3 protein-coding genes and 1 pseudogene are annotated in these 3,787 nt (G+C 48.3%); all 4 read left to right on the top strand.

The features are described from left to right. On the top strand, window positions 1–1,389 hold a 1,389-nt coding region (locus tag BEI65_RS26510), incomplete at its 5' end, for a methyl-accepting chemotaxis protein (RefSeq protein ID WP_157765485.1). 533 nt (window positions 1,390–1,922) lie between these two features. Then, window positions 1,923–2,129 (top strand): annotated as a pseudogene (locus tag BEI65_RS26505) (hypothetical protein); the annotation flags it as partial. 76 nt (window positions 2,130–2,205) lie between these two features. Beyond that, window positions 2,206–2,475 (top strand): helix-turn-helix domain-containing protein, encoded by a 270-nt coding sequence (locus tag BEI65_RS27435; protein WP_350494704.1) that lies wholly within the window; start codon window positions 2,206–2,208, stop codon window positions 2,473–2,475. Window positions 2,476–2,594: 119 nt separating this feature from the next. After that, a complete protein-coding gene (locus BEI65_RS26495) occupies window positions 2,595–3,668 on the top strand; it encodes an aromatic acid exporter family protein (RefSeq protein WP_001572325.1) in 1,074 nt (357 codons plus the stop codon). The last annotated feature ends 119 nt before the right edge of the window (window positions 3,669–3,787 follow it).

The following is a 3,787-nucleotide window of genomic DNA, read 5'->3' as shown; positions in this document are numbered from 1 at the left end:
TCGATTTATTCAACAAAGCCGATGAACGATAATACCCTGTCGAATACCGATTCTTTAAACGATATCGTGAAGGATGGACGGCAACAACTCGCTCGAGGCAGAAATGATTTTCTGCTTTTTAACTCTCAGACCGTCAGCCCGGGAACCAACCTGAGCAGCCTCGATGCGCTTAAACGCGATTATTTGGCCTACGCTGATGTCCTTGATAAAGCGTTAACGCTTACGGAGCAGGGAAAACTGGATGACATCCTACGGCTACGTATTCAGGATTATCAGGTATCCATGCAGGATAGCTATAATCGCTGGCGCGTCACTTATGAAGACGTAAGTCGACGGGGGATCAGTGAAAATCAGAAAACCTTTACAGAAATGCTGTGGACTATGGGAACAGTTATTCTCTTGGTGATCATCATTATATTACTCAGTTGGGTCGGATTACGGAGAATGCTCATTGCACCTTTAAAAGATAATATGCAGCATTTGAGCACTATTTCGCAGGGAGATCTCACGCATTCGGTGAGGGTCGAAGGAAATAATGAGATGGCAAAACTGGCAGAAAGTATTCTCCATATGCAACAGTCTCTGATCAGAACAGTCAGTGATGTCAGACTCGGTTCTGACTCTATATACACCGGGGCAGGTGAGATAGCCTCAGGTAGTCATGATTTGTCATCCCGGACCGAGCAGCAAGCTGCATCACTGGAAGAAACTGCAGCAAGTATGGAACAACTGACGGCAACGGTTAGGTTGAATGCTGACAATGCCCGCCAGGCTTCACAGCTTGCAGTTGCCGCTTCCGATAAAGCATTAAAAGGGGGAGATGCTGTCAGCTTGGTTGTAAGTACAATGGATGATATCGCCGATAGCTCTAAGGAAATTGGTGCCATCATTAATGTTATCGATGGTATTGCGTTTCAGACTAACATTCTCGCCCTTAACGCGGCCGTTGAAGCAGCAAGAGCTGGGGAGCAGGGGCGCGGATTTGCCGTGGTGGCTGGCGAGGTTCGCAACCTTGCCCAGCGCAGTGCGCTTGCGGCTAAAGATATCAAGATACTCATTGAGGCCTCAGTCAGTCGTATTGAAAATGGCTCAGGCTTGGTTAAACGTGCTGGCGACTCGATGTCTGATATCGTCAATGCAGTGACCCGAGTGACAGATATTATGGCAGAAATTGCTGCTGCATCCGATGAACAGAGCCGCGGAATTGAGCAGGTTGGTATTGCGGTTCACGAAATGGACAGTGTGACGCAGCAGAACGCATCCCTTGTTGAAGAGTCCGTTGCAGCGGCGGCGGCACTTGAAGAGCAGGCCGGGTTGCTGCAACAGTCTGTATCAGTATTCAGGCTCCGGGACGACAACCTGGTTGTACCAGCACAGAAAGCGATTTAACCGACTGAACCGCGTTTCCGGTGGCCGTCGGCAGGAAATTGCGACTGGCTACCAAACACTGCCGGAAACGCGGCTGAACGGTTTTAGCCATGAAGCATGGTGTCGTAAACCTCTTTACAGACTGTAGTCTTGTGCCCCAGATCGGCAAAGAGGTTTACGCGGATGCCGTTCGCCTTCCCCACATAATCACTACTGATTAAAAGTAGTCCATCAGGATAATCTGCCTAACTTCCCCCGTTCCGTTCGGAAAACCGAACATAGCATCCGTATTTTTCCGGATAACCGGAATACCTAAAATCACAGCTCACAATTAACCTCCATTTATCAATTACTTATTTTTTATAAAAAGTGGCACGCTCAGTGCAATGACAGAGATGCGATGAACGTTTCATTCATCAACAGACAATGATTCAATTTGGAGAGTTAAATATGACTGTGTTGCAGAAATCCCTTCCGAAAGGGGTCGAATTATTAAAAAATCCAGGTCTGAATAAAGGCACGGCTTTCTCCCAACAAGAACGTCGTACCTTTGGTTTTACATGTTTTTGTTCGCCGTTGGCTATTCTGTGGGACCGCAGTTCATCCGCGCGATTCGTAGCGATGGCATGCCGCAGGTAGTTTTCACGGTGATCGTCTGCCTGTCAGGACTGGGGACCGCGATTCTTATTGGTAAAGGTCTGCATTATGGCGGGCCGATGACGGCAGGGTTGCTGGCTGGAGGATATTCCCCTGTTGTTTAACCTGTTTGTAAACCAGTCATCGATCAGTTTCAATCGCACAGCCCCAGTGATTAAAGAGACAAAACTTCATCAGTTGATGGCCTGGCGTTGGCCCGGGAACGTAAGGGAGTTGCGAAATGAAGCCGAGAGATTTGTTCTGGGCATTAAGAGTACAATCACAATGGGAGATATTTCTTCGGATATCTCCTCGTTCTCACTGATGCAAACCGTTGAATATTTTGAGAGAGGTTTGATTGCCACTGAGCTCGCACGCCATGCAGGTAGCCTTTCTCGTACAGCAGAGTCACTACAGGTAGCCAAAAGTACGTTGTCCGATAAGATAAAGAAATATGGGCTAAAATTTTGAAAAAATGGAATTCATCCAATAATGCAATAAATTAGAATCGTATTGCTGATTTTCGTTGATTCCAGTTGATCATATAGAACCATGAATCATTATGCCCATCATCACCGAGGATTCCCCTTTTGCATTGGTTAGTTCGTCTACGCCTGACCTGGCGCCAGGTCGTCACTGGATTTCCTTCACGTGCGAGGCTGGCAGCGCGTGATGCACTTGCTACTGCACTCGCCTGCCTGCTGTCATGGATACTGGCCGTATGGCTGCTGGGACATGAACATCCTACTTTTGCCATCGTCAGTGCCGTGGTATGTCTTGCTCCGGGCGTACCCAGTCACCTGAAACAAGCAAGAAATCTAGTGATTGGTTGTACGTTCGGTATTGTGATGGGGGAGTTGATGTGGCAGTTACCCGATACTCACCCACTGATTCGGATGTGCGTCGGTATGTTCTTCGCTATTTTGTTTGGTGCCGCCATTGGCCCGGCCCCGGTGGTACCAATCCAGGCTGGAGTATCGGTTGCTTTGGTTCTTGCCATGGGGCCAGAAAGCGCGGGTGGAACCCGTTTGGTGGATGTTTTGCTGGGAGCCTCTGTAGGATTATTATTCAGCCAGGTGCTTTTTACGTCTAATCCATTTAGTGATATTGGGCGTTCAACTTCTGATTTCCTTCGACAACTCGGTAATGGGATGGATCGAATGCTCAGAGCCTGCGAGGTGCAAAGCAGTAAGGGGGCAGAAGCCGCTTTGAGTCAGCTTTCAGATGCTCAGTCAGCTCTGGCAGCTCTTCGTGCCGCTGTAGCTGAAGCACAGGTCAGTAAACGCTGGTCGCTACGGGGTCGGCTACATGCAGAGCGGATTAACATCGTCACGCAACGTTACGACCGCCATGCAATACGGGTATACGCAACTTCCCTTTTATTAGCGGAAAGCATAAGCCGAGCCATGTCGCACACGCATACTCCGCCACCCGCCGCAGTTATGACGTATTGCCAATGGCTATCAGATAACTGCATGGAATTAGCCCGGCAATCAACCGTTTTTGTGCTAAAGGAAAGTGCCCCCCAAGCTTATATGGGCAAGCAGCCACAGAGCACAATCTATAAGTGCGATATATTACCACCAGAATGGCTCATTGTAGAAGATAATGCTAAACAACTGGAGTATGCCTTACAGGTGCTACTGTGTTCACGAGACGCATAATTGTAATGCCGAGATAACTGTATGCTGAACTACTGTTAGTATTTATCGACGTGTGTCACTTCCGTCACTTGGCTGAACAGTGGAAGATCTAATGACAAGTGGGTAATGACTCCAACTTA

It is taken from the genome of Serratia sp. BW106 (assembly GCF_002607755.1).
GTDB lineage: Bacteria > Pseudomonadota > Gammaproteobacteria > Enterobacterales > Enterobacteriaceae > Serratia > Serratia proteamaculans.
The sequence above is the reverse complement of the archived record's forward strand: the minus strand, read 5'-3'. Positions and strand labels throughout refer to the sequence as shown.